Genomic DNA, 25011 nt, shown 5'->3' on the forward strand with positions numbered 1-25011 from the left:
CGGGCCTGGTCTCCATCACGCGGGCGTGCGCAGGACGGGATGGAAGGTTCTGGGGGCGGGGGCGCATCAGCAGCCCCTCGCGGTCGCGACGGCCGGCTGCGTGACGGCCGTCGAGGCGGGGGAGGCGACTCCGAGCCACCGGTGCAGGTCGGGTCGGACCCGCCACTGGTAGCTGCGGCCCTCGCCGACCCGGTCGTCGGTGAAGGTCGTCCCCGAGGGAGTCGCCACCACGCTCCACGCGCCGGGCGTCGCGCCGGCGAGGCGGCGCTCGAGCGTGTAGCCCGTGGTGCCGGGCGCGGCGGCCCAGGACACGACGGTGCTCGGGCGGCCGCTGACGCAGCTCGAGACGGGGGTCGCGACGACGGAGGAGCGGGTCCAGGTGCCGAGGCCGATCGAGCCGGCCGTCGAGTCGGTGTCGGTGAAGCCGCGGAGGGCCAGTGGCGCCGGGTCGACGGAGACGGTGATCGTGCTCGACGCCGTGAGGGAGCCGTCGGTCACCGTGTAGGCGATCGGGACGGAGCCCGTGAATCCGGCGGGGGGCGTGTAGCTGCAGGTGCCGGCGGCGCAGGTGAGGGTGCCGCGCGGCACGGTGCCGGTGGAGGCGAGGGTCAGCGTCGCCCCCGCATCCGGATCGGTGTCGTTGGCGAGGGGCGCGACCGAGACGGCGGCGCCTCCGGTGGTGGCGACGACGCGGTCGGGCCGGGCGACGGGCGCCCGGTTCACCGCGGTGACGGTGACCGTGACGCGCACGTTCCAGGTGCCGTAGGTGCTCGAGAGCGCGTAGTCGAAGACGTCGGTGCCGACGAAGGAGGCGATCGGCCGGTAGGTGCACTGCCCCCGGGTGGCACCGGAGTCGACGCAGGTGACCGACCCGACGACCGGGGTGGCGGGGGCGGGCGCGGCGGCGCCTCCGACGACCTTCGGCGCAGCCGAGAGCTGGGCCCGCGAGAACGTCGCGCCGGTGGCGGCGGGCCCGTCGTTCGCGAGCACGTCGATCACGACCGAGCCGCCCTGCACGACGGTGGCGGAGTCGGCCTGCGGGTCGGGCACCACCGCGATCGTCACCGAGGCGGAGCGCGTGATCGCGCTGCCGGTGGGCGGAGTCGCGGTGACGGTCGCCGTGTTCGCGATGGTGCCGGCCGTGACGTCGGCCGCGGTGGTCGTGTAGGTGGCGGTCGCGGTGACGACCTGGGCCGGGGCGAGCCTCCCGGCGGTGGCCGGCCAGGTGTAGGTCAGCGACGAGAGGCCCTGCTTGGGATCGGTGATCGCGACACCGGTCAGGGTGGTGTTGCCCGTGTTGGTCGCGCGGAACGTGTAGGTGACGACGCTGCCCGCCGCGCTGATGAACGCGGGGTTCGCCGTCTTGGTGAAGGCGAGGTCGGCGGCGCGCGTGAGCGTGACCGTGCGGCTCGCGGTGCTCGTGACCGCGGAGCCCGTGGGCGGGGTTCCGGTCGCGGTCGCCGTGTTGACGACCGAGCCCGCGTCGATGTCGGCCTGGGTGAGCGTGTAGGTGGCGGTCGCGCCGACCGACTGGGCGACTCCGAGCTGCCCCGCCGTGCCCGGCCAGGTGCCGTAGACGACGGTGACCTTGGGGTCGGCGATGGCGACCGCGGTGAGCGGCACGTTGCCGGTGTTCGAGACGGTGAACGAGTAGGCGATCGTCGCGCCGACCGTGGAGCCCGCGGTGAGCGCGCCGGTCTTGGTGAGCGCGATGGCGGGGGCGTAGCGGATCGGCGTGTTGACCGTGGAGGTGGCCGTGACGGTCGCCGGAGTCGCCGCGAGGGTGCGGCCGCTGACCGTCGCCGTGTTGGTGAGCGCGGTGCCCGAGTTGATGTCGGCCTGCGTCACCGTGTAGGCCGCGGAGGTGAAGGTCGCGCTCGCTCCGGGCGCGAGCGTCGTGCTCGTGGGCGTGATCCCGGTGACCTTCGGGTCGGTGACGGCGACGTTCTGCAGCGTCACGTTGCCGGTGTTGCGCGCGACGAAGCTGTAGGTGATGCGCTCGCCCGCGTCGGCCTGCCCGTTGACGATCGTCTCGGTGAGCGCGCCGCTCTTCGCGAGCGTGATCGCCGGGGCGGGAGTCGTGATGGCGGCGGTGACCGTGGCCGTCCTGCTGGTCACGGCCGTCGTCGTCGTGTTCACGGTCTTGGTGGCGGTGGCCGTCGCGGTGTTCACGAGCGAGCCGGCGACCGCCTCCGCCGCCGTGACGGTATGGCTGCCGGTGCAGGTGACCGTGGCGAGCGCCGCGAGCGTGGTCGTCGGGCAGGTGACGGTCGGGACCTTCGGGTCCGAGACGGCGACTCCGGTCAGCGTGCCGTTGATCGCGCCGTTCGTCACGACGAACTGGTAGGGGATGACCGAGCCCTCGGAGTAGGTCGCGGGCTGCGTCGTGGTGCGGTCGATCTGCTTGACCAGCGTGATGTCGTCGAGCGTGTTGATCGACGAGACGCTCACGTTGCGGATCAGGTGGGTGTCGCTCGATCCGCCGGTGGACGCAGTGAAGCCGAGCTTGTAGGTGAGGGGCGCCGCGGTCGTCATCGTGAACTGCATCACCTGCGTCAGAGCCGAGGCGGCGAGACCGGCGGAGGCGCCGTAGTAGACGGTCACGACGGGGAACGTCGCGGGCGAGATCGTCACGCGCACGGTGCGGCCGGCGCTCGCCGCCGGGGCGCCCGTGTCGCCGAGGTTGACGGTGGGGCGGAGGGAGGTGCCGGGCGCGACTCCCTGGAGGTAGCAGTAGCCCGTCCTCCCCTGCCCCGGCCCGCGGGCGACGATGCGGTTGCCCACCGTGCCCGGAGGGGCGGGCGTCGTCGGGCAGCCCGCGCCGAGGCCGCCCTGGCTGCTCGAGTAGTTGCCGTAGACGTCGAGCCCGATGCCGAGGTAGCCGCCGTTGACCCCGTCGACCGTCGTCGACTGCCCGTAGCCGAGCGAGCCGCCCGGCGCGCCCGCCGCGGTGAGCGAGCGCGAGCCGTCGGTGAGGAAGAAGCCGATGCCGTCGGCGCCCTGCAGCCCGAGGACGGCCTGGTACTGGTACTGGTCGAACTGCACGTCGAGCCCGCCGGTGGCCGGGATGGGGCGATTGTAGATCGCGCCGCCCTTGGCGTTGGTGCGGGTGTCGGTCAGCTGCAGGAACCCGGGGCTGGTGCTCGCGCGGGGGGCGTCGGTGCGGTTGGCGCAGACGCCGAGCGTCGAGGATCCGGTCGGCGGCGCGGCGGTCGCCCGCGTGATGCAGGCGGAGTCGAGGGCCTGCCAGGCGGAGTCGGGGACGCTCGTGCCGCCGAACGCCTCCTGCACGAGGACGGTGGCGGCCTCGGCCTTCGTCGCGGGGACGACGACGAGGAGGACGGCGAGCAGCGCGAGGACGACGGTGAGGGCGAGGTCGCGGCGGTGTCGCAGCCCTGGTCGTCGGTGGCGCCGGATCGCGCGCACTTCCGTCATGACCCGGTACCTCTCTGAACCGCTCACCGGCCGATCCGGGTCGAGCAGGCATCAAGATACGGTCGGCCGGGGGACAAAATGGCACCCTAACTGGGCACACGAGGGACCAATCCAGGGACGCGCGTTCGGGGGGTGCTCAGCGGGGGTTCGGTCGCTGAGGATGTGGGGTTCACAGAGTTCTCAGGAACGGTGTCGCGAGACGGCAGCCGGGGTGGTGTGCCCGAGCGCCGAAGGGCGGCGGATTCGGCCTGATTCCGCGCCGCTCCGGGTGTCCGTGGGGGAGATCGCCTCGCTCGACGGGTGATTCGCGCCGCTTTCAGCGACGCTGCCAGGGCTGGAGCGCGGGAAGGACGCTCCGGTTCTGCCCGAAGGGACTGGCGGAGAATGCCGTCGCGCTGACGCGAGTCCGCGAGGGCGTTGCGGCGGCTGACGCGTCGTCACGACGGGACGAGCGTCTCCCGCCCCGTCGACCCTCACTCCGGGTGCGGTGGCAGGAGGAGGAGCAGGACGAGCGAGCCGCCGCCGAGGGCGAGCATGGTCACCGTCATGGGGAGGAGCGCTCCTCCGCCGAGGCCGACGAGCGGGGAGACGACCGCACCGGTGCAGAACTGAGCGAATCCGATCGCGGCGGCGGCGGACCCGTTGGATCGGCTGACGCGGTTCAGGGCGAGGCCGACCAGGTTCGGGCCGTTCAGATTGATCGTCGCCATCGACCAGGTGAGGCACGCCGCCACCACCCAGGTCGGCGCTCCGACTGCCGAGGCGAGTGCCGTCGCGACGGTGCCGGTGAGCGACCCGGTGAGCCCGATCGCCACGATCCGATGCGAATCCCTCGCGGGCAGGAGCCGGTTGACGACGAAGTTGAGCGTCACGCCGATCGCACTGTTGACCGCGAAGAGCAGTCCGTAGCCGACGGCGTCGATCCCGAGGATGCTCTGGTAGACGAACGGCGACGCCGCGACGTAGGCGATCAGCGAACCGTAGGAGCCCGCCTGGATCAGCACGTAGGCCCGGAACCGGCGGTTCATGACGTGCCGTGCGAGCCCGGCCAGACCGAACCACCGCTCGCCGGGGCCGCGGGTGCCGAGCGGGTGCGTCTCCGGCACGACGAACACGACGAGCAGCAGCACGAGGATCGCGCACGCCGCGATGAACCAGAGGGGACCGCGCCAGCCGAAGCCGGCCAGCAGCAGACCCCCGATGACCGGCGCGAGGATGTTCAGAGCGCCGCCCGCGACCGTGGTCGTCGTCAGGGCGCGCACGGTGCTGCGGCCCGCGCTGCGGTCGCGCACGATCGCTTTGCTGATCACCATCCCGGAGGCGCTCGCGACGCCCTGCACGAAGCGTGCGGCGACGAGCACGGCGGCCGTTGGGGCCAGGGCGCAGACCACGGCGGCCGCCGCGCACACGGTTGCGCCCAGGATGAGCGGGCCCCGGCGACCCCAGCGGTCCGACATCGGCCCGAACACCAGCTGACCCACGGCGACGCCGATGAGCAGCGAGCTCATGCTCAGCTGCAGCATCGATGCCGACGTGTCCAGCGCCTCGCGCGCGGCGGGGAAGGCCGGGAGGAAGCCGTCGATGCTGAAGGGAACCAGTGAGATGAGGACGGTCAGGCTGAGCAGGAGTCCGAAGCCGATGCCGGCCGCTTGCTCTCCGCCGGCGCGGGGGTCTGCGCTCACTCCGGCACGGTGACCGGGATCGGCGCCGTCGAGGGAGCGGGCGGCGTCGGGGGCGGCGGGACCCGCACCAGCACGACGACGACGATCGTCGCCACGAGCTGTGCCGCGACGACGCCCCACCAGAGGAGGGTTCCGCCGTCTGCGCCGCTGAGGAGACCGTAGGCGATCCCGAACACCAGCGGGCCGCCTCCGCTGCCGATGTACGAGCCCGTCTGGACGATGCCCGTCGCTGCCGGCGTCGCCGGACCGGCTGTGCGGGAGACCACGAAGTGGGTGAGCCCGGGCCACCCCCACCCGGGACCGAGCGCGAGGAGGACGCCCAGCACGTAGGCCCACGGCGCATCGATCGTCAGCAGTGCCGCTCCGAGCGCGGCAGTGCCCATCAGGCCGGCCGCCAGCGGCAGCGCGATGCGTGCACCGAAGCGGTCGGCGAGCCGACCCGAGACCGCGCGGATGACGGCGCCCAGCAGGCCTCCGGCGCTCAGCAGGATGCCGGCCAGAGCGTCCGGGATGCCGCGTTCGATGCCCGCCGTGACCGCGAACGCCGAGACCGCGCCGGCACCGGCCGCGCCGAGCGTGGTGGCGCTGGACAGCAGCAGGAGGTAGCGCAGCAGCGGCGGAGTGAGCCGCACGTGCACCCGTCTGCGCTGGGTGCCCGCGGCCGCGCGCGGGGGGCCGAAGCGCAGGAAGGCGATCAGCAGCAGCACGACGCCCAGAGCTGCCGCGCCGAACGCCCAGCGCCAGCCGAGCGTCAGCGCGAGGAGGGGGACCGTGAGGCCGGCCACGAAGGCGGCGAACGGCACTGCCGACTGCTTGATGCCGAAGGCGGTCGCGAGACGGCGCACGCCGACGCGCTGGCTGATCAGGTGGTTCGACGCCGGGTGCCCGAGGCCGTTCGCGGCACCGCCGACGACCGCCCAGACGATCAGCCACAGCGCGTCGGGGACGAGGAGCGCCGAGCCGAGGAGGCTCACCGCGGCACAGGCGTAGGTCAGCGCCAGGGCGACGCGATTGCCGATCCGGCTGATCAGACGACCGGACAGCATCGAGACGATCGAGGCGGCGGCCCAGTACATCGCGACGGCGAAGCCGAGCACCCACGCGGGCAGCACGATGTCGCCCTGGATCTGCACGAAGAGCGAGCCGATCAGGAACACCGGCAGGCCGCCGGCGATGGTCGCACCCACCGCGAGCGAGACCGCGACGCGCCCCGACGGCGCCCGCCCGGCCGCGCTCATGACGCCGACGGCACGAGACGGGCCGTCAGATCGACAGGGAAGTCGCGGTCGAGGGGGAAGAGCGGACGGTGCACGCGGGTGAACCTGATCCGCTCGGGATCGAGATCGGTGCCGCCGGGGGTCAGGGCCAGGAAGGAGCTGTTCGCCACGGCGAGCTGCGTCGGGAACTGGTAGCCGTTCTTCACCACCACCGCGTCGTACCCGGTGGGGTCGATCCAGGCGCCGTCCTTCTGCACGCCCGGCGGGAAGGCCGGATCGCCAGGAGCGATGAAGGCCGAGCGCGAGCGCTGCACCAGCACGTCGACTCCGCGACCGCGCAGCAGCGCGCCGACGGGCTCGGGGTCGCCGACGAGGCTCGGGACGAGCGAGACGACCCGCCACGGTCCGGCGACCGGGCCGCCGTGGCGCGGGTCGAGTCCCGCGCCGATGCTCAGGGTGAGCGTGGCACCGGCGCCGGCCGCGACGGCCTCCGCGACGGCCGCCGGATCCGTGATGCCGGTGAACAGGATCCTGCGCCGCTGGGTGAGGGGGCGCGCCATCGTCTCGTGGAGGGCGTAGGTGAGGTCGCCGCTCCCGCCGGCGGTGACGTTGTCGCCGGAGTCGCTGATGACGACCGGGGCGGGGGCGCCCGAGTCGACGAAGTCGAGGGCCTCGGCGAACGAGCCGACGTGGTCGACGACGATCGCGAAGTCCTCCCGCGCGTCCCAGTAGGCCCGGGCGAGCTCCTCGGCGCAGGCCAGCGCCGCTTCCGCGTCGTCTCCCGTGACGAAGGCGGAGGCGGCGCAGCGCGGCTCGTCCGCCCACGCGAATCCGATGTACAGGTTCGCGTCGAGCACGCCGTGGTCGACGATGGCCGGCAGCAGTCGTCCGAAGACCGACCGGCCGGGCTCGACCACGGTCGAGGTGCGCTCACCGGGCAGCAGCACCGGGATCCGCACCCAGGCCTTCGCCGGCTTCGTGCCGCGGCGGATGGTCGCGACCAGGTTCTGCACGGCGCGCTCGCGGGTCAGAAGGTGGTCGATGTGCGGAGCGTGCCGGTGGCAGGCCGCGAGATCGACGAGTCCCGCCAGGGTCTCGGAGAGGTTCCCGTGCGGGTCCATCGAGGCCGAGAGCACCGGACCGGGTCCGACGACGTCGCGAACCAGACCGACCAGTGCCTCCTCCGCATCCTCCCGGCCGAGGACCGTGGCCGCGCCGTGGATCGGCAGGTAGACGCCGTCCACGGGCCCGGCGGCGGTGAGCGTCTCGCGGATCTCCTCGAGCAGCGCATCGAAGAGCACGGGATCGATGGGCCCGGACGCGCCGGTCACGGCGTGCACCACGGGCACCCACTCGATCTGCGCCGCGGTCTCCTCCCCCAGCCACTCGGCGAAGGGGAAGGACTCGACGAGCTCCTGCCCGCGCCGGAAGGAGAAGTCGCTCTCGGTGGTGACGTGCGCGGTGAAGGTGCTGGACTCGATGTGGACACCGACGATCGCGATGCGCATCAGCCGGCCCTCCTCTCTGCGGGAGTGCCGCGTCGGGGCAGCACGATCGGGGTGAGGTCGGCCTCGAAGTCGCGGTCGAGCGGGAACATCGGCCGCCACACCTCCTCGAAGACGAGGCGGTCGAAGTCGAGGTCGGTGCCGCCGGGGGTGAGCGCCATGAACTCGGAACCGGAGGCCGCTCGCTGGTTGGGGAAGAGGTAGCCGTTCTTCACCACGACGACGTCGAACGGAGTGATGTCGGTGTAGGCGAGGCCGAGCATGGCGAAGGCGGGGGTCGCCGCGTCCACGTCGCCGACGAAGCGCTGGCGGTGGTTCTGCACGCTGACCGAGATCGGGCCGTCGCGCAGCACGGCGCCGACGATCCCCTCGCCGTAGACGCCCTCGATGAGCTCCTCCACGCGCCAGACGCCGTCGACCGGCCCGGCGTAGCGGTCGTCGACGACGGCGCCGATCGCGCGCTCGAGCACTCCGCCGACGCCCGCGGCGATCGCCGCGCCGAGGGTGGGAGCGTCGACGAGGCCTGCGAAGAGGAACCGCCGACCGGAGGCGGCCACGTCGCGGCGCTCCCGGGTGCGCGCCAGCGCGACGGTCACGTCCCCCGAGCCGCCCGCCGTGACGTTGTCGCCCGAGTCGCTCAGGTAGACCGGAGTCGCGGCTCCGTCGAGCACGAAGTCGAGGGCGTCGTCCCAGGATCCGTAGCGGGGGCTGGTGATCCCGAAGTCGGCGCGGGCGTCCCAGTAGCGGCGCGCGACGGCCTCGGCCGCGGTGACCGCCGCCTCCTGGTCGTCGGCGAGTGCGAGCACAGCGGCCGCGTTGCGGTCCTCGTCCGCCCAGGGGAAGCCGCACCACAGGCCGACGTCCATCAGCCCGTGCTCCGCGATCGTCGGAACGAGCGAGCCGAACACCGTGGTGGCCGGTTCGAAGAGAGTCGACGTGCGCTCGCCCGGCAGGAGCACCGGCACCCGCACCCACGCCTTCACCGGCCGACGTCCCGAGCGGATGACCTCGATCAGGTTCGTGACGGCGCGGTCGCGGGTCTCGAGTCGGTCGATGTGCGGCGCGTGCCGGTAGACGGCGGCCACGTCGATGAGGCCGGCGAGCTCGCGGGAGAAGTTGCCGTGGGGGTCCATCGAGATGCCCAGCACCGCCTCCTCGCCGACGATCTCGCGCACCATGCCCACGAAGCGCTCCTCCGCGTGGTCGCGGCCGAGGACCTTCAGGGCGCCGTGCATGTCGAGGTAGACGCCGTCGTACGAGCCGTGCTCGCGCAGGCGCGCAGCGACCTCGTCGAAGATCTCGTCGAAGAAGGCCGGGTCGAGCGGGCCGCCGGCGCCGCTGTGCGCGCGGGTGAGCGGCACCCACTCGACACGGTCGACGACTGCGCCGAGACGCTCGTCCCACTCGTAGTGCGCGAGCAGTTCCTCGTCGCGCAGCACCTCGAACATCGACGCGCGCATCACATCGAGAGAGAAGGTGCTGCACTCGCCGTAGATGCCGACGATCGCGATGCGGGGTCGGGTGCGGCTCATGCGCGCTTCTCCAGGAGGATCGGGGTGAGGTCGGGTTCGAATCCGGTGTCCAACGGGAAGATCGGCCGCTGGACGTGCTGGAAGGCGAGGCGCTCGGGGTCGAGATCGGTGCCGCCGGGTGTGATCGCCATGAACCAGCTGCCCGCGGCCTCGATCATCCCCGGGAAGAGGTAGCCGATCTTCACCACGACGGTGTCGTAGTCGTCGGTGGGGAACCACGCGTGGTTCGGCAGACGGCGCCCGGTCATCGGGCCGAGCACCGACGGAGGCACGAAGTAGGAGCGGCCGAGCTGCACCATCACGTGGATCCGGTCGAGCCCGAGCACGGCGGCGACGACTCCCTCGCCCTCGTACAGGCCCTCGACCAATCGCACGATGCTCCAGCTCCGTTCGACCGGAGGCGCGAACCGGTCGTCCACGACGGCGCCGACGGCCCGCGTCAGCGTGCCACCGACCCCGACCGCCTCCGCGGCGCGGACGGATGCCGGATCGGTCAGGCCGGCGAAGAGCACCCGCAGTCCGGAGGCGATGACGTCCTCGCGCTCGAGCGTGCGCGCGAGGGCGACCGTGGTGTCTCCCGTCGCACCCGCCGACACGTTGTCTCCCGAGTCGGAGATGAAGAGCGGGGCCGCGGGACGGGTGAGCGCGAAGTCCAGTGCGTCGTCCCACGACCCGGAGTGGTCCGCCACGATCACGAAGCCGTCGCGGGCGTCCCAGTAGGAGCGGGCGACCTCCTCCGCGCACGCCGCGACCGCTGCGCTGTCGTAGCCGGTGACCAGGACGGCCGCGGCGTTGCGCGACTCGTCGGCCCAGGCGAAGCCGACCCAGAGGCTGGCGTCGACGACGCCGTAGCGCTCGATCGCCGGCAGCAGCGCGCCGAAGACCGTCTTCGCGGGCTCCACGAGCGTCGACGTTCGCTCTCCGGGCAGGAGCACCGGCACGCGCACCCACGCCTTGACGGGGCGCTCGCCGCGCCGGAGCACCTCGACCAGCGTGCGGACGGCCCTCTCGCGGGTGGCCTGCGCATCGATGTGCGGGGCGTGCCGGAAGCACACGGCGAGGTCGATGTACTCGGCCAGCTCCTCGGAGAAGTTGCCGTGCGTGTCCATCGACATCGAGATCACCGTCCGCTCGCCGACGACGGTGCGGATGCGGCCGAGCAGCTCCTCCTCGGCCCGTTCCCGCCCCGCGACGTGGGCGGCACCGTGCAGGTCGATGTAGAGGCCGTCGAGCTCGCCGTCCTGCACCAGGGCGGCGAGGCCGTCGACGATCTCGCTGACGAAGGCGTCGAAGACACCGGGCTCGATCGGGCCGCCGGCGCCGCCGTGGGCCCGCAGGAGCGGCAGCCACTCGACGTCTGTCGAGGGCACCCAGTCGTCGAGGTCGTAGAGGGCCAGCAGCTCCTTGCCGCGGGTGATGTCGAAGTTCTCGAGCCGCATCCTGTGCGGGGCGAAGGTGGACGATTCGGCGCCGAATCCGGCGATGGCGATCCGCACGTCACGCCTCCTGACGGACGGGCAGCAGCACCGGGGCGAGGTCGGCCTCGAAGTCGCGGTCGAGCGGGAAGACCGGGCGCTGCACCTTCTCGAACGGCAGTCGGTCGACGTCGAGGTCGGTGCCGCCGGGGGTGAGCGCCAGGTACTCGGTCCCGGCGAGCGCGCGCTGACCGGGGAAGAAGTAGCCGTTCTTCACCACGACGACGTCCCAGGCGCTCATGTCGAACCAGACCTGGCCAGGGCGGCCGAACGACGTGGGGTCCTGCGGATCGGTGAACTTGAAGCGGGCACTGTGCACGGCGACGTGGACGCGGCCGTCGCCGAGGACCGCTCCGACGACGCCCTCGCCGAAGGTCCCCTCGAGGAGCCGGGTGACCGTCCAGGGGCCCTCGACCGGTCCGGCGAAGCGGTCGTCGATCGTCGCTCCGATGCCGCGATCGAGGACGCCTCCCTCGCCCACGGCGATCGCCGCCGCGACGGTGTCGGGATCGATCAGCTGGGCGAACAGGATCGACACGCCGGAGTCGAGAACGTCTCCGCGCTTCAGAGTCTCGTGGATCGCGAACGTGACGTCTCCGGAGCCGCCCGCCGTCACGTTGTCGCCGGCATCGGCGATCCAGATCTGCCTCTCGGGGCCGGTGAGGACGAAGTCCATCGCCTCGTCCCACTGCCCGGAGTGCGCGGTGACGATCGCGAAGTCGGCCCGCGCGTCCCAGTAGCGCTGGGCGAGCTCGGCGGCCGTCGCGGTGATCGCCGCCTCGTCGTACCCGGTGACCAGCACGGCGGCGGAGTTGCGGTCCTCGTCCGCCCAGGCGAAGCCGACCCAGATGCCGGTGTCGAGCACTCCCTCGCGCTCCGAGGCGGGTTGCGCCGCCAGGAACACCGAGGTGCCCGGCTCCTCCATGGTCGACGTGAGCTCGCCCGGCAGCAGAACGGGGACGCGCACGTGAGCCTTGAGCGGCCGCCGCCCGGTCTTCAGCACCGTGACCAGGTTCCGGATGGCCCGCTCGCGTGTCGCCGCGTTGTCGATGTGCGGCGCGTGGCGGTGGCTTGTGGCCAGATCGACGAGCTCCGCGAGCTCCTCGGAGAAGTTGCCGTGCGGATCCATCGACATCGACAGCACCGCCTCCGGCCCGACTACCCCGCGGACCGCGCGGATGAAGTCCTCCTCGTCGTGGTCGCGCCCGACGGTGTGCGAGGCGCCGTGCCAGTCGAGGTAGACGCCGTCGAACGGCGCCTCCGCGTGCGCGGTCGCGAGGCCCGAGACGATCTCCTGCACGAAGCCGTCCATCGTCGCGGCGGTGATCGGTCCGCCCGCTCCTCCGGTGGCGCGCATGACGGGGACCCAGTCGATGCCCTCCGCGTCCGCGCCCAGGATGCGGGGGAAGTCGTAGCGGGCCAGCAGCTCGGGGCCGCGGACGATGGTGAAGTCCTGCTCGGTGGAGACGAGCATGGTGAACATGCTGGCCTCGAGGGCGTAGCCGCAGATCGCGATGCGCACGGTGACGGAGTCCTTTCGGGAGGGAGGGAGAGCGGGGGAGCGGGGGAGTGGCCGTCGTCGACCGGGAAGGAGGGTCGGCGGCGGCCCGTCAGAGCAGGATCGGCTCGAGGTCCGGTTCGATGTCGCGGTCGAGCGGATGCAGGGGGCGGCCGGCCCGCTCGAAGGCCAGCCGGTCGACGATCAGATCGGTGCCGCCGGGAGTGAGCGCCATGAAGGCGCTGGCGGCGGTCTCGGCCTGCCCCGTGAAGAGGTAGCCGTTCTTCACCACGACCACGTCGTAGCCGCTCGGGTCGAACCAGGCGAGCCCCGGCATGGGATAGCCCGCGAACGCCGGATCCGCGGTCGACACGAAGTAGCGGCGCGCCCACTGAACCGAGACGGAGACGGGCCCGTCGCGCAGCACGGCGGCGACGGGGCGCTCCTCGCCGTGGACGCCCTCGATGAAGCGCTCGACCGTCCAGCTCCCGGCGACCGGAGGAGCGAAGCGGCTGTCGACGGCGGCGCCGATGGCCCGCTCGAGCACCGCACCGGTGCCCGCCTCGAGCGCGGCGTCGAAGGTCGCGGGGTCGACGAGTCCGGCGAAGAGGAAGGAGCGTCCGGCCGCCATCACGTCGGCGCGCCGGATCGTCGAGTGCAGGGCCACGGTCAGGTCGCCCGACCCGCCTGCAGAGACGTTGTCGCCCGAGTCGCTGAGGTAGACCGGCCGCGGCGGGTCCGTCAGCACGAAGTCGAGCGCCTCCTCCCAGCTGCCCGACCGGTCTGCAACGATGACGAAGCCCTCCCGCGCCGCCCAGTAGTGCTCGGCGAGCTCGCGAGCGCACGCGACGACTGCGGAGGCGTCCCAGCCGACGACGAGAACGGCTGCGGCGTTGCGCGGCTCGTCCGCCCAGGCGAAGCCGATCCACATGTTCGCATCGAGCACTCCGTGCCTCGCGATCGCGGGGATCATCCGGCCGAAGACGCTCCGACCCGGCTCGACCGTGGTCGACGTGCGCTCGCCCGGCAGCAGCATCGGCACCCGCACCCACGCCCTGTGCGGCTTCTCCCCGCGGCGGACGAGGTCGACCAGGATGCGCACGGCGCGCTCCCGGGTGTCCCAGCGATCCAGGTGCGGTGCCTGCCGGTGAGCCGCGGCGTGGTCGACGAGGCTCGCGAGCTCACGCGACAGGTTGCCGTGCGGATCCATCGACATCGTGATCGGCAGCTCCGCCCCGACGACGACGCGGACGGAGCGCACGAAGTGCTCCTCGGCGCCGTCGCGGCCCAGCACGTTCATCGCGCCGTGCATGTGCAGGTAGACGCCGTCCCACGGCCCGTTCTCGTCGAGCCACGCCATGATCTTGTCGTGCAGCACGTCGTAGGCCGCCGGCACGACGGGGCCGCCCGCGTTCACCGTGGCGATCAGGCCCGGCACGAACTCGACGTCGGCCGGGAGGTCGGCGAACCGCCCCGCCCAGTCGTACATCGCGAAGACCTCGTCGCCACGGGTCAGCGAGAACCGCTCGAGCGGCGTGCGGTCGAGTGTGAAGGTGGACGACTCCGTGGCGATGCCGACGATGGCCAGGCGCATCGGGTCAGACCCGTGCCATCGCCAGGTTCGGGGAGAGCCAGAACGGAGGCAGGTAGCCGATCGTGTTCGACATCGGCAGCACCTCCTCGTGCACGGTGATCCCGAAGGTGTCCTGCAGCATCGCGCGGCGCTGCTGGATGCGCTCCCACGCGGCGGGGTACTTCCCCGCGAGCTCGGCGCGCAGACCCGCGTCCGCGAGCACGATGCCGTCCTCGATCTGCGAGCTGTGGTACTCGGTGCCGGTCCCGGGGATGATGTCCAGCTGCAGCGCGTCGCCGGATCCGAAGACCACCTGCGAGCCCGGCGCCACCGGCGAGGCGGGCCACTCGTCGAGGTGGATGTAGTGGCCGGGGTTGAGGAACACGTTGTAGAACGGGTCGCCGATGCGCGACGCGGTGACCTCGTACAGCTCGCCGGCGGTCAGGCCGATCCGGATCGTCTCGAGCCAGGCGGCGGCCGTGGCGTAGTAGGGGGTGACGAGCTTCTCCACGTAGTCCGTGACGCCGTCGGGCAGCTGGCCCGCGTCCTCCACCAGGAAGCCCGCCCGGGCGGTGTTGCTGCCCCAGTAGCCGAGCCCGGCGCACACGGGGTCCCCGACCTCGAGCACGCGGCTGCCGGGGCTCGCGACGCCGTAGCGCGCGTTCTCGTATCCGCCGAGCATCGTCGGGTGGTAGTTGAAGGGCAGCATGATCGGCTGGAACCCGGCCGAGGCCTCGAGCTCGGTCATCCCGGGCCGGATGCCGTCGATCAGCCGGCGCACGGCGGTGGAGGCGTGACTCGCCGCGAACTCGAAGTAGGCGATCTGATCGACGTCGTTGTGCAGACGCAGGCCCTCGCCCGGCTTCACGAAGAGACCGGAGGCGTTCTGCACCGACTGCGCCCGCGCGGCGACCTCGACGACGATGAAGTGCGGCACGTCCATCCAGCCGTCCGTCCCCGCGCCGCCGAAGTACTTCCAGCCGGCGATGCCGACGGTCGGCGTCGTCGTGCGACCGAGGCCGGCGTCGGCGAGGAGGTCGGAGAGGGCGAGGTCGTCCGGATCCGGCTGACCGTTGAGCGAGAACTTCGAGAAGCGGACGACGTCGATGGGGTACGGGGTGCCGGAGGCGTAGGCGACGCTCTCGTTGCCCACCAGGATGCGCGGCCGGCGGCCGGGCACGAGGATGATCAGCGACTCCTCGTAGCGGGGGTCGAATCCGGTCAGGTACTGCGTGTTCGCGAAGTGCTCCCGATCGCCGTAGACGACGAGAGCATCGAGCCCGCGCTCGGCCATCGCCGCGTAGGTCGCTTCGACGCGCGACACGTAGGTCGCCGCGGGCACGGCGGGCTTGTCGCGCGGAAGCTCGAACTCGGGCAGGTCGATCTCGGTGAGTGCGAATCCCCAGGGGCTGGACATGAGTGGCTCCAAAGTGTGGGCGGCGTGAGCCGATGGCTGAGCGGAAGTGGTCGGCCGGGTGGGCGCGCTGTGCAGGGGCGCGGCGCGCCCACCCGGGGTCGTCAGAGGTGGTGAGAGTGGCTCGGGGGTCACTCCACCGGCGACACCGCCCAGGCGATGTCCGGGGTCGGGCCGTTCGTCGTCGCCTCGAGGCCGGTCACGGTCTCGGGGTCGTAGATGAAGACCTGCTCGCTGTTCACGACGCCCCCGTACCACGCGAGGTCGACGTACGAGCGGCTGAACGCCTCGGCGTAGAGGTCCTGCGCCTCGTCGGCGTCGGCCGCGGCGGCGGCCGCGTTCAGGGTCTCCGTGAGCTGAGAGTCGCTGACCTGCCACGGGTTGTACTGGTTCAGGCCACCCGCGAGGAAGCTCGAGGCGACGATGTAGGGCGGCAGCTCGCCGTAGCCGTAGTAGGCGATCGGGAACTTCTTGGCGGTGATGTCGGTGACGGCCTGTCCCGCGTCGGAGTAGTTGACGAGGTTGGCGGTGACGCCGATCTCCGCCCAGTTGGCGGCGACGGCCTGCACCAGGATGTCCGAGGACACGCTGGTGACGTAGCCCACGTCGACGGTGAAGCCGTCGGCGTAGCCGGCCTCGGCGAGGAGCTCCTTCGCCTTCTCGGGGTCGTAGTCGTAGTAGTCGTTCGCCTCCTGGTCGAAGCCGATCGTGTCCTCGAGCGCCAGTGCGCCGCCGGCCTTGCCGTAGTCGCCGTAGACGGCCTGCGCGATCGAGACCTTGTCGATGGCGTAGTTCAGCGCCTGGCGGACGCGGACGTCGGCGAGCTCGGGGGCGATCTCGCCCGTGCGATCGATGTAGTTCATGCCGAGCAGGCCGAGGGGCACGCCGAAGGCCTCGAGGCCGGAGGAGGTCGCGGTCTCACCCGTCGCGGTGTCTCCTCTGAAGAGGTCGACCTCTCCGTTCTGCACGGCCTGGAGGGCGGCGGCGGTGTTCGCGACGACCTTCAGCTCGACGCGGTCCCAGAGGATCTTGTCCTGGTCCCAGTAGTACTCGTTGGGCGTGTAGACGTAGGTGTCGTCCGCGATCGTCTCGGCGTTGTCGAGCACGTAGGGTCCTGCGCCCGCGGTGTTGCTCTTCAGGCCCTCCTTGTCCTCGAGCCCTTCCGGGCTGATGACGGAGCCGAGGAGCACGCGCTGGGTGAGCAGCTCCGGCAGCGACGGATTGGAGGTCGCCGTGGTGATCAGGACCGTGGAGTCGCTGGACGCGGTGATGGAGGAGACGGAGCCGAGCCAGTTCGCGCCGTTGACGCCGGAGGTGAGCGCGTAGTTGAGGGAGTCGGCGACCCCCTGAGCGGTGAGGTCGGAGCCGTCGGAGAACTGGACGCCCTCGCGGATGGTGAGCTCGAACTGCGTGTTCGCGTCGTCGAGGTACTGCCACTCGGTGGCGAGGTCGGGAACGTACTCGCCGTTGCTGTCGACTCGGATCAGCGGGTCGTAGGCCAGCGCGATGAACCAGATGTTCACCGGGTCGACGTTCTGGAGGTAGGGGTCGAGGCTGACAGGGGGCGCGACGGTGGCGATCCTCAGCACGTCCGGCTCGTCGGAGTCGGAGGAGGAGGCATCGGAGTCGGCGGAGCAGCCGGCGAGGACGAGCGCTGCGGCGGCGGCGAGGGCGGCGGCGAGCATGACCGGCCGGCGGCGGCCGGCTGGCAGGGAGGACTGACGGAACACGGTTAATCTCCTGAGGGTGAGACGGGTCAGCGGAGCGGTGCGGGAGTCGTGCAGGGTTTCGGTGGAGTGGTGCGGGGCGGAGGGGTCAGAGCGGAGCGGAGGCGTCGAGGGCGGCGAGGGCGTCCCACGCGCGACGCCTCTCCGCCTGGATGACGGGGTCCGGGTACGGTTCGGCCGCGAGCAGGCGCTGGGTGTAGAGCTCGCTCGGTCGGGTGTAGATCTGCTCCGCGTCGCCCTGCTCGACGACGCCTCCTGCGCTCATCACTGCGATCCGCTGCGAGAGCAGGCGCACCACCGAGAGGTCGTGGGCGATGAAGAGGTAGGAGACGCCGGTCTCGCGCTGGAGCGAGCGGAAGAGGTTCACGATCTGCGCCTGCACCGAGAGGTCCAGGGCCGAGACCGGTTCGTCGCAGACGACCAGCTTCGGCGACGACATGAGGGCTCGCGCGATGGCGATGCGCTGGCGCTGTCCACCGGAGAAGCTGCCGGGCATCCGGCTCATCGCCTGCGCTCCGAGGCCGACCTTCTCGAGCAGTTCTTCGGCGCGGGCGATCGACGCCGAGCGGCTCATCCGCTTCGTGGCGACCATCGGCTCGATGAGGATCTCGCCGACCTTCTTCGCCTCGTTCAGCGAGCTGCGCGGATCCTGGAAGACCACCTGGAGGTCGGCGCTGATGCGCCGACGTCGGCGCCGGGTCAGACGGGTGATGTCCTGCCCGTCGAACTCGATCCTCCCGGCCGTCGGGGTCGCCAGGCCGAGGATCGCCCGGCCGACGGTCGACTTCCCGGAGCCGGACTCGCCGACGACGCCCAGCGTCTCGCCGACGCCGATCTCGAGATCGATGTCCTTGACGGCGCGGAAGGCGTGACGTCCTGTGCCGTAGGTGACGTCGAGGCCTGTGATGCGGAGAAGAGGCTCGTTCATCGTGTCGACTCCGTGACGGGGAGCTGCGCTGCTTCCGCGGCGCGCTCCATCGAAGGGGTGAGGAAGGTGCCGGTGATCACCGGCAGGTCGTTCCCGGGCTGGGCGCCGTGCGGGTTCGAGACCAGGAGCGCCTGCGTGTAGGGGTGCGAGGGGGCGGCGAAGATCTGCTCGACGGGCGCCTGCTCGACGATCTCGCCCTTGTACATCACGACGACGCGGTCGCAGACGTCGGCGATCACGCCCCAGTCGTGCGTGATGATCAGCATCGCCATCCCGATCTGGTCCTGCAGCCGCATCAGCAGGCCGAGGATGCCCGCCTGCACCGTGACGTCGAGCGCCGTCGTCGGCTCGTCCGCGACGAGCAGCTCGGGGCGGCCGGCGAGAGCGAAGGCGATCGAGACGCGCTGGGCCATGCCTCCGGAGAGCTCGTGCAGGTACTTGCGCGAGACGGCGGCGGGGTCGCGCAACTCGACCAGCCGGAGCAGCTCGATGACCCGCTCGGTCGCAGCGGCGCCGGTGAGGCCGTCGTTGCGGGTGACCGCCTCGGCGAGCTGGTCGCCGATGCGGTGGCTCGGTCCGAGCGCGACCATCGGCTCCTGAGCGACGTAGGCGATGCGCTTGCCGCGGAAGGCCGAGAGGACCTGGTCCGACTGGCCGACGAGGTCGGTCCCGTCGAACACGACCGAGCCTGCGGTCACGGCGACGCCGTCGCCGATCACCCCGAGCACGCCGAACGCCACGGTGGTCTTGCCCGAGCCCGACTCTCCGACCAGTCCGACCGTCTCTCCTCGATCGATCGAGAAGGACACGTCGCGGACGATGGGGACGATGCCGCCTCCGGAGAAGTAGCCGACGCTGAGGTCGCGCACCTCGAGGAGGTGCTCGGCCGGGCCGCGGACCGCCGCCGGGCGGTCGCCGGACGAGGTGAGCTTCGAGGTCGACCAGCCGGAGGAGACGCCGTCGCGGAGGGAGTCGCCGATCACGCCGAGCGACAGCGCGGTCAGGGCGATCACCGCTCCCGGCGGGATGAGCAGCCACGGCTCGCTCGCGATCACCGTCGCGGCCTCGGAGATCATGTTGCCCCAGCTCGGGTCGGGCTGCTGAGTGCCGAAGCCGAGGTAGCTCAGCGAGCTCTCGACGATGAGGGCGGTGGCGCTGAAGACCGCCGCCTGGACGATGATCAGGCCGCGGGAGCGGGGGAGGACGTGCTGGAACACGATGTAGAGCGGCGAGAGGCCCGAGACGCGGGCCGCGTCGACGAACAGCTCGTTCCGCACCGCGATGGCGCTGGAGCGCACGAGGAGGACCATCACGGGTGAGGCGATGAAGCCGAAGACGAGCATCGCCGCCCAGGTGTTGCCGCGGTAGACCGAGAGGACGACGAACAGCACGATGATGCCGGGCAGGGCGATCACGATGCTCGTGTAGGCGACGATGGCGCGATCGGTCCAGCCTCCGGCGTATCCGGCGATGAGCCCGAGGACCAGGCCGATCGAGACGTACACGATCACGGCGAGCGCGACGCTCGAGAGCGTGGGGGTCGCGCCGTGGATGAGGCGGCTCAGCACGTCCCGCCCGAGGACGTCGGTGCCGAGGAGGTGGGTCCCGCTCGGCGGCTGCTTGGCGTTCAGGATGTCCTGCGCGAGCGGGTCGTAGGGCGAGACGAGGTCGGCGAGGAGAGTCGACCCGACCACGACGACGAGCCAGGTCAGGGCGACGACGAGCGGGACGGACGGGCGCTTGAATCGGCGTGCGGCGGGCGGTGCCGCGGCAGCGGTGGTGTTGATGACTGCGGTGCTCACGCTGCTTTCACCTTCGGGTTGAGGAACGAGTAGATGACGTCGGTGACGATGTTCACGATGAGGATCGCGACGGTGAACGTCAGCACGGCGCCCTGGATCGTGGAGAGATCGTGGTTGGTGGTCGACCGGGCGACGAGCGAGCCCATGCCCGGGATCGCGAAGACCGACTCGAGCGTGACGGTGCCGCCGATGTGGGTGACGAAGGTCGCCGAGATCGTCGCGAGGATCGGGATGGAGGCGTAGCGGAGGCCGTACTTGAAGATGAGCTGCCGGCGCGGGATCCCGTTGGCCTGCATGAAGCGCATGAAGTCGCGGCTCAGGGCCTCCGCCATCGACTCCCGCGTCTGCTTGGCGATGAGGGCGACGCCGGCGATCGAGAGCGCGGCGACCGGCAGCACCAGGTGCGAGACGAAGCCGCCGAAGTCCTTCTCCGGGGCGGTGTAGCCGACCGCCGGGAAGAGTCCGAGGGTGCCCGAGAAGAAGACGATCAGCAGGAGCGCCACCCAGAAGTTGGGGAGGGAGATGCCGAGCATGCCGAGCCCGTCGAGGGCGCGAGCCGTCCATCCGCCCTTGACCGCGGCGACGATGCCGAAGGCGACGCCGATGACGGCCGAGACCAGGGCGGCGAACGCGGCGAGGAAGAAGGTGGGCCAGAAGCGCTGACCGATCAGGCGGGTGACCTCCTCGCCGCTGTAGAGCGAGCTGCCGAGGTCGCCGCGGAAGATGCCCGCCAGCCAGTCCCAGTACTGCTCGAGGATCGGCCGGTTCAGGCCGAGCTGCTCGTTCAGCTCGGCGATGCGCTCGGGGGTCGCGTCCTGGCCCAGGATCGTCGTCGCCGCGTCGCCGGGGACCAGGGACGCGAGGAAGAAGGTGAGGATCGTCATGATGAAGAGCACCGGGATCGAGATCGCGATGCGCATCAGAATGAGGCGTGCCATGGACCCTCCAGGGATCGGGAGCGAATGCGCCGCGGGGACCTGACCGGCGGGTCGGAGCCGTTGCGCTACGTTGCGCATTACTAAACACCACTCGCGTTTCGAGAAACAACCCCGCTGATTACAGGCATGTTACGAAGCGCGAAGAGTCGAGTGAGTCGACCGCGCCCCGGATCGAAGGGTCGCGAGAACCACGCGTTGCGCAACGGCTGAGTGCGCGCGGACTGCAGGGCTCCGCGGGGCTGAGCCGAGAATCGGCGAGGTGGCGCCCCGCCGCGCACGACTCCGGGACGCCGCAGCAGGCGTCGACCGGAGTCGCTCGAGGGTCAGGCGCGCGGCGGAGCGACCGTCTCGCGGACGACCAGGGCCACGGGGACCACCGACTGCTGCTCGGAGCGTGCGACGCCCTCGAGCCGCTCGATCACCATCGCGATCGCCGCGGCGGCCATCCGCTCGGGAGGCATCCGGACCGTCGTCAGGCGGGGCGAGACGTAGCCGGCCGCGGGGATGTCGTCGAAGCCGACGAGCGAGAGTTCGCGGGGGATCGCGACCCCCAGGTTCGCGGCGCCGGTCATCAGTCCGAGGGCGATGACGTCCGAGGCGGCGAACACGGCGGTGGGCGGCTTCGGAGCGGACAGCAGGCGCGAGAGGGCCCCGACGCCGAAGTCCTCGCTGAACGGACCGGAGAGGATGACCTGGTCCTCCGGATCCAGACCGGCGCGGCGGAGGGCGTCGTGGAACCCGCGGCGCCGCTCTCCCACCGAGCGCAGGCGCGTCGGCCCGCTCACCATGGCGATCCGCTCGTGTCCCATCGAGGCGAGATGGGCGACGGCCTGGTAGGCGCCCGCGTAATCGTCCACGAGCACGGTGTCCACCGGGGGCCCGTCGAGCAGGGCCTCGTCGATGACCACCACGGGCAGTCCGCTCGTGATGAGGCTCGACAGCGAGGAGTTCGAGGTGTGGTTGCCCGCATAGATCAGCGCGTCGACCGATCGCTCCGCGAGCATCGCGACGTACTCGTTCTCCTTGCGGGCGTGACTGTGGGTCGAGGCGGTCAGCACCGCGAGACCGTGCGACTCCGCCGCGGTCACGATGCTCTCGGCGATCCGACCGAAGTAGGCGTTCCCAACGGAGGGGACGACGAGACCGATGGCCCCGGTGCGGGTCGCTCGGGTGCGCGAGGCGGGGCGGGGCGGCGCGGAGTAGCCGAGGCGCTCCATCGCGGCGAGCACGCGCGACTCCGTGTCGGGCTTGAGGGTGAGCTGGCCGTTCACGTACCGGGACACGGTCGAGACGCTGACCCCCGACTCCTTCGCGATGTCGTGAAGGCTCGGCTGTCGTTGCGACGTCTCCAGCGCACTCATGATCCGCCTCTCCGCGTCCTGGTCGTGATCGGGGCCAGGCTACCGCACTGTTGCGCGCCGAGGAGACGTCTCACGCAACCGCTCGCGGAACCCACCCTTGTTCGAGGCGTGATCCCGCGATTCTTCGGCCCGACGAACTTTGATACGTTGTGCAACGTTGCGCATTGCCGCTCGGATTGGAGCAACGTGTCACTCACTTCCGTCGGAGACAGCGGGTGGAGCCGACGAGCGCTCGGTGTCGTCATCGGGCACTCGCTCCTGCTGCAGGCTCTCACGTTCTGCCTGCGCCCGTCCCTCTCCTACGCGGCACTCGACGCGGGGCTCGACGTGGCCTGGCTGGGCGTCCTCTCGACCGCGTTCGCCCTGCCGGGGCTCGCGCTCGCCCTGCCCGCCGGCACCTGGACCGACCGCTTCGGCGAACGGGCCGTCGGAGTGACCGGAGCGGTGGCGATGGTCTCCGCGGCGGCCCTCGCCGTGCTGCTCCGCGACTCGGTCGTCGTCCTCGTCCTCGCGACGGCGCTGTTCGGCACGGGACACCTGCTGTCGGTCGTCGCCGATCAGGCGCTGCTCGCGAACCGGACGTCGGCCCTGCGCCGCGACTCCGTCTTCGGCACCTACGCCTTCAGCATCTCGCTGGGCCAGGCGCTCGGCGCCGGGCTGCTCTCGATCAACGCCGGGTCCATGGCGTCTCCCGACCTGTCGCTGCAGTTCACGCTGTGCCTCGGCATCGGCGCGGCCGGTCTGGTGCTCGCCGCCCTGATGCGCCGTTCGGCACCGCAGGCGGCGCCGGGGCCGGACGCTCCCGTCGGCGTGATCGGGCTGCTCCGCCGCCCGAACGTCCTGCGGGCGATCGTGGCCAGCAGCCTGGTCGTCTCCTCCATCGAGATCTCGCTCGTCTACTTCCCCGCGCTCGGCTACGAGCGGGGATTCCCCGTCGTCGTCGTCAGCGCGATGCTGGTCGCCCGCTCCGTCGCCTCGATGCTCTCCCGCATCGGCTTGAGCTGGTGGATCGGAGTCCTGGGAAGGAGGAGGCTGATGGTCGGGAGCGTCACCCTCTCTGCGCTCTCGCTCGCCGCGCTCGCCCTTCCTCTCGACGGAGTCTGGACGATCGTGCTCTGCTGCGTCTTCGGATTCGTGACCGGCGCCAGTCAACCGCTCACCCTCTCCTGGCTCAGCGAGATCGCACCGCCCGGTCGGCGGGGCATGGTGATGTCACTGCGGATCGGGACCGTGCGGATCGCTCAGGCCGCCCTCCCCGTCGCTGTCGGCACCCTCAGCGGTGTCGCGGGAGCCGGCGGAGTGCTGCTCGCGACCGCCGGGGTGGTCGGAGTGGCGGCGTGGTTGAGTCGGGCGATCGGCTCGTCCCCACCGCCGGGCCCTGCCGGGGCGGGCGCCCCGTGAGCCCGGTGCTCCCGCCCGGTCTCAGACCCGGCGGCCGCTTCGGGGAGTGGGAGGCGCGACCGACGGCGTTCGTCGCGTGCGATCTCGACGGCACGTTCCTGGGGCCCGACGAACGCCCGCGCCCCGAGGCGCTCGCGGCGGCTCGCCGGGCGATGCTGGCGGGCGTCCGCTTCTCGTTCGCCACCGGCAGGCTCCCGTCGGGCATCCCGCTCGCGCTCGTCGAGGGAACGGGTGCCGACGGTCCGCACATCGCGCACAACGGCGCGCAGGTGCTCGCCGGGAGCGTGCCCGGCCTCGATGCGCTCTGGCCCCTCGACGACGGCCAGGTCGGAGCGCTGGCCGTGCTCTGCGCCGACCTCGGCCTCTACGGCGAGTTCTACCAGGGCTCGCAGCTGCTGGTGACGCACCTCGACCGCCGCGCCGAGCCGTCCTGGCGCGCCGTCACAGGACCGCCGGACACTCTCCTGAGCGATCGCTCGAGCGGAGCAGCCATCGCGAAGGCGACGCTCATCGCCTTCGACCCGATCGACTCCGACGCCGCCCTTCACGCGGCGCGCGCGCTCGGAGTCACCGCCGAGGTCTCGACCGCGCCGATCTTCCCCGGCGCGCTGATCATCAACGTCACTGCGCCGGGAGTCAGCAAGGGCAGCGCGCTAAGTCATGTCCTGCGCATGCTCGACGTGCCGGCGAGCTCGGCCGTGGCGATCGGCGACGGGCTCAACGACCTGACGATGTTCGACCTGGTCGGCACCGCGGTCGCCATGTCGGAGGCGCCCGACGTCGTCCACCGGCACGCGCACCTGGTCGCGCCGACCGGCGACGGCGTCGCAGTCGCGCTGCGAGCACTGCTGGGGGAGTAGCTCGTCATTGGGGGAAGAGCGAGGACGGGCCGACGTCGGCTCCGTGTCTCGCTCGCTCGGTCGAGTGGGTCGGCCATGATTGGCAGCTCGTCAAGCCGTCGTATTCACCACGGGGCGGCTCGATAGCCTGAGCCGACAGTCGACTCGTTCGCTCATGAACGCCGTACCGACCGCGTGATCTGGAGAGTCCCTTGTCTGATGAACCGATTCTGCTCTTCCTCCACGGGATCGGAGCCGGCGATCAGGACGACGACTGGAAGACCGCCCTCGAGACGTCGCTCGCAGGGCTCGGCTATCCGGGCCTCGACAGCGTGCGAGTGATCGCTCCGAAGTATCCACACGCTCTTCGAGGGTGGAACACCAGAGAAGCGGTTCCGGGTCTGACCATCAAGCAGCCCGCTCGAGACGCCGCGAAGAAGAATCGCCGTGAATTCGAGCGGCGCACGGGTGCCGTCGAGTTCCGCCTCGGACGTCACGATCGCGGGACCAGCTGGATCGGCACGGATGCGGCCGTCACAGCCGCCGTCCTCCTCCCGCTTCTTCAGCAGGCCCGCAACTACCTGTCGAACCCCGCGATCCGTGCGGGGGTTCTCAACCGGATCCTCGCTGAACTCCCTGCTTCCGGGAAGCTCGTCATCGTGGGCCACAGCTTGGGTTCCGTCA

At 71.4% G+C, this 25011-nt stretch carries 17 protein-coding genes; 2 read left to right on the plus strand and 15 right to left on the minus strand.

The features are described from left to right. Positions 1-66: 66 nt before the first annotated feature. The 14 genes from B9Y99_RS17415 to B9Y99_RS17480 all read right to left on the minus strand — a co-directional run bounded on the left by B9Y99_RS17415 (position 67) and on the right by B9Y99_RS17480 (position 22087). Positions 67-3435 carry a DUF7507 domain-containing protein gene (locus B9Y99_RS17415; protein ID WP_085477921.1) on the minus strand — a complete coding sequence of 1123 codons (3369 nt, stop codon included), beginning with the start codon at positions 3433-3435 and terminating at the stop codon, positions 67-69. A 473-nt stretch (positions 3436-3908) separates the two neighbouring features. Then, positions 3909-5117 carry a Bcr/CflA family efflux MFS transporter gene (locus B9Y99_RS17420; protein WP_165759669.1) on the minus strand — a complete coding sequence of 403 codons (1209 nt, stop codon included), beginning with the start codon at positions 5115-5117 and terminating at the stop codon, positions 3909-3911. Continuing rightward, on the minus strand, positions 5114-6355 hold the full coding sequence (locus B9Y99_RS17425; RefSeq protein ID WP_085477923.1) for an MFS transporter: 1242 nt from the start codon (positions 6353-6355) through the stop codon (positions 5114-5116). The genes B9Y99_RS17420 and B9Y99_RS17425 overlap by 4 nt, the downstream gene beginning before the upstream one ends. Next, complete coding sequence (locus tag B9Y99_RS17430; RefSeq protein WP_085477924.1) at positions 6352-7842, minus strand: M81 family metallopeptidase; 1491 nt, start codon at positions 7840-7842, stop codon at positions 6352-6354. The genes B9Y99_RS17425 and B9Y99_RS17430 overlap by 4 nt, the downstream gene beginning before the upstream one ends. Next, a complete protein-coding gene (locus tag B9Y99_RS17435; protein WP_085477925.1) occupies positions 7842-9371 on the minus strand; it encodes a M81 family metallopeptidase in 1530 nt (509 codons plus the stop codon). Before B9Y99_RS17435 ends, B9Y99_RS17430 begins: the two co-directional genes overlap by 1 nt. Further along, positions 9368-10867, minus strand: coding sequence for a M81 family metallopeptidase (locus B9Y99_RS17440; RefSeq protein ID WP_085477926.1), 1500 nt, complete (start codon positions 10865-10867; stop codon positions 9368-9370). The genes B9Y99_RS17435 and B9Y99_RS17440 overlap by 4 nt, the downstream gene beginning before the upstream one ends. A 1-nt stretch (position 10868) precedes the next feature. After that, entirely contained in the window at positions 10869-12368 is a 1500-nt protein-coding gene (locus B9Y99_RS17445; RefSeq protein WP_085477927.1) for a M81 family metallopeptidase, read from the minus strand. Between the two features lie 88 nt (positions 12369-12456). Continuing rightward, on the minus strand, positions 12457-13938 hold the full coding sequence (locus B9Y99_RS17450; RefSeq protein ID WP_085477928.1) for a M81 family metallopeptidase: 1482 nt from the start codon (positions 13936-13938) through the stop codon (positions 12457-12459). 4 nt (positions 13939-13942) lie between these two features. Continuing rightward, entirely contained in the window at positions 13943-15334 is a 1392-nt protein-coding gene (locus tag B9Y99_RS17455) for an aminopeptidase P family N-terminal domain-containing protein (protein ID WP_085477929.1), read from the minus strand. A 128-nt stretch (positions 15335-15462) separates the two neighbouring features. Beyond that, positions 15463-17061 carry an ABC transporter substrate-binding protein gene (locus B9Y99_RS17460; RefSeq protein ID WP_085477930.1) on the minus strand — a complete coding sequence of 533 codons (1599 nt, stop codon included), beginning with the start codon at positions 17059-17061 and terminating at the stop codon, positions 15463-15465. Between the two features lie 85 nt (positions 17062-17146). Continuing rightward, entirely contained in the window at positions 17147-17986 is an 840-nt protein-coding gene (locus B9Y99_RS17465) for an ATP-binding cassette domain-containing protein (RefSeq protein WP_085477931.1), read from the minus strand. Further along, entirely contained in the window at positions 17983-19788 is a 1806-nt protein-coding gene (locus B9Y99_RS17470; protein ID WP_208857009.1) for a dipeptide/oligopeptide/nickel ABC transporter permease/ATP-binding protein, read from the minus strand. Before B9Y99_RS17470 ends, B9Y99_RS17465 begins: the two co-directional genes overlap by 4 nt. Further along, positions 19785-20726: an ABC transporter permease gene (locus B9Y99_RS17475; RefSeq protein ID WP_165759670.1), complete on the minus strand. Its 942-nt coding sequence runs from the start codon at positions 20724-20726 to the stop codon at positions 19785-19787. The genes B9Y99_RS17470 and B9Y99_RS17475 overlap by 4 nt, the downstream gene beginning before the upstream one ends. A 323-nt stretch (positions 20727-21049) precedes the next feature. Continuing rightward, positions 21050-22087, minus strand: a complete 1038-nt coding sequence (locus B9Y99_RS17480) for a LacI family DNA-binding transcriptional regulator (protein ID WP_085477933.1) — start codon at positions 22085-22087, stop codon at positions 21050-21052. 186 nt (positions 22088-22273) lie between these two features. Between B9Y99_RS17480 and B9Y99_RS17485 the strand changes: the two genes are divergently transcribed. Together B9Y99_RS17485 and B9Y99_RS17490 are read left to right on the plus strand one after the other, a co-directional pair. Then, positions 22274-23488 carry an MFS transporter gene (locus tag B9Y99_RS17485; RefSeq protein WP_165759671.1) on the plus strand — a complete coding sequence of 405 codons (1215 nt, stop codon included), beginning with the start codon at positions 22274-22276 and terminating at the stop codon, positions 23486-23488. Beyond that, positions 23485-24348: an HAD family hydrolase gene (locus tag B9Y99_RS17490; RefSeq protein WP_165759672.1), complete on the plus strand. Its 864-nt coding sequence runs from the start codon at positions 23485-23487 to the stop codon at positions 24346-24348. Before B9Y99_RS17485 ends, B9Y99_RS17490 begins: the two co-directional genes overlap by 4 nt. Before the next feature lie 152 nt (positions 24349-24500). On the opposite strand, the gene B9Y99_RS19305 is transcribed toward B9Y99_RS17490, so the two are convergent. Beyond that, positions 24501-24995, minus strand: coding sequence for a hypothetical protein (locus B9Y99_RS19305; RefSeq protein ID WP_244275039.1), 495 nt, complete (start codon positions 24993-24995; stop codon positions 24501-24503). Positions 24996-25011: the final 16 nt, after the last annotated feature.

The sequence above is a fragment of the Rathayibacter oskolensis genome (assembly GCF_900177245.1).
Lineage (GTDB): Bacteria > Actinomycetota > Actinomycetes > Actinomycetales > Microbacteriaceae > Rathayibacter > Rathayibacter oskolensis.